The sequence below is a fragment of the Oleiphilus sp. HI0123 genome (genome assembly GCF_001635315.1).
Window position 1 is genome coordinate 1 of the sequence record NZ_LWGE01001469.1, and the last position, 1544, is coordinate 1544.

General features: G+C 38.5%; 2 protein-coding genes. Both read left to right on the forward strand.

Features of this window, described 5'->3' with window-relative positions:
- The coding region (locus A3761_RS27945) for a hypothetical protein (protein WP_197473124.1) at positions 1-496 on the forward strand (496 nt) is incomplete at its 5' end.
- A 99-nt stretch (positions 497-595) separates the two neighbouring features.
- On the forward strand, positions 596-1342 hold the full coding sequence (locus A3761_RS19320) for a hypothetical protein (RefSeq protein ID WP_068739609.1): 747 nt from the start codon (positions 596-598) through the stop codon (positions 1340-1342).
- The last annotated feature ends 202 nt before the right edge of the window (positions 1343-1544 follow it).

Consider the following 1544-nt stretch of genomic DNA (forward strand, 5'->3'; position numbering starts at 1 on the left):
AGATCTATTTTTAGGTGAGTCGTGCAATTGGTATCAATACGATGAAAGCCTTGCTAAGAAGCTTGCGCTTGTTGATTCTGTAATCCCTGCAGACCTGATTGCTTCTTATGGCGCTGGCCAGATCACTTGTTCTGCAATGAAATCTGATATACCTAATACAGGAATCGGTGAACAGAATTACTATGATTATTCTGGATATATGAGTTTCGTAATTTTGGTTAATGTTGAAGGCGCTAGTAGTCGAAGCTTTTTAGTGCAGTATAACCCGCTAACAGGGGATAGATTAATTGGTGAGCCAGAAGTTGCAGCATCTGGTCGCTATGCTACTTACGATATTAGCGATCATCCATACGACAAAGGTTTGTATCAAGGGCAAGCGTATAACAGTAACGGTGACCAAATATTTCTAATCTACGATATTGAGGACGGAACAGTGGCTGAATCAATCCATAAGCCGAATAGCTCTGGTTACTACTATATTTCGCCTATGAATTAATAAACTATGAAACCAGAAAAAGCATCAAGGACGATGAAAAAATTATATTTATCAAGACTGCGGCATACCGATAAGCTGTTTGCCAAGGAGGGCAGGATTATGAAGAAATTGATTTCCTATATAGCGGCTGTTATTTCTGCATTAATATTTTCAGGTTGTGAAAATAAAGATTCTACAGACGTCGATCATTCTCAATTACACGTTGGACTGACGGCAACTTATGAAACTCATAAGCTTAAGACTCATTCAGTTAACCCTGATAAGGAGTTAAACTTTCAATTTAGCCTTTTTGAAAAACAAGATGAAGATGCTGGGCTATTTGAACAAGTAGAGGTGGACGTCACTGAACCTAATAAGTTCTTTTTGAAGATTGATGATGAAACTTATGATTTGTTTGAGTACAAAGCTTATGATTTAACCTTCAGCGCGGTTTACTACAGTGTAAATCTGCCAGAGCCTAGTCGTGAAGAACGACAAATCGAAATCATTTTCGATGGCGACGCATATTCATCGTTGTCATTTGAAATGCCTCCTCTTTTTGAGGTCGAAACAAATATTTCTGGCGAGTATTCCCCTTCCGAAGAAGACCTGGTGTTTAATTGGGATATCTACGGCGTAGATACTGTTGATGTACACCAATCTTCCCAAGAAGAATGCGCACCCTATGAAGCTGACTCTTCAGAGGAATTAACTCACGTAATTCCTGCCGAAACAATCTGCCCTGATTCAGTCGCCGCAATTATTAGAGTTTCGTCAAATCCAGGTTTAGAGATTGTTAACGACGGCTTCAGTTCCTTTAGTGTTGATTTTACGCAAGAATTCGAGCAACGAATATCTATAAAATGATTAGAACTACTAAATGCCGCTTTAGTTATCCCGCTGTGACTAAACCGGCATTTATATCTTTCTTTAGTTTTAGCTAATCAACGCCTCAGTTAAAGAGTTTTATCGTTTATCAAGAGTATTTCTATAAGCTCATTTCTCCCCAAAAAAACAGATCATACTCCAAAATTTAAAGCTGTCTTCTCCATATACTCACCACCCTATT

Excerpts from the sequence above, each read along its gene's own strand:
- A3761_RS19320 (WP_068739609.1), top strand. The coding sequence starts at position 596 with ATGAAGAAATTGATTTCCTATATAGCGGCTGTTATTTCTGCATTAATA.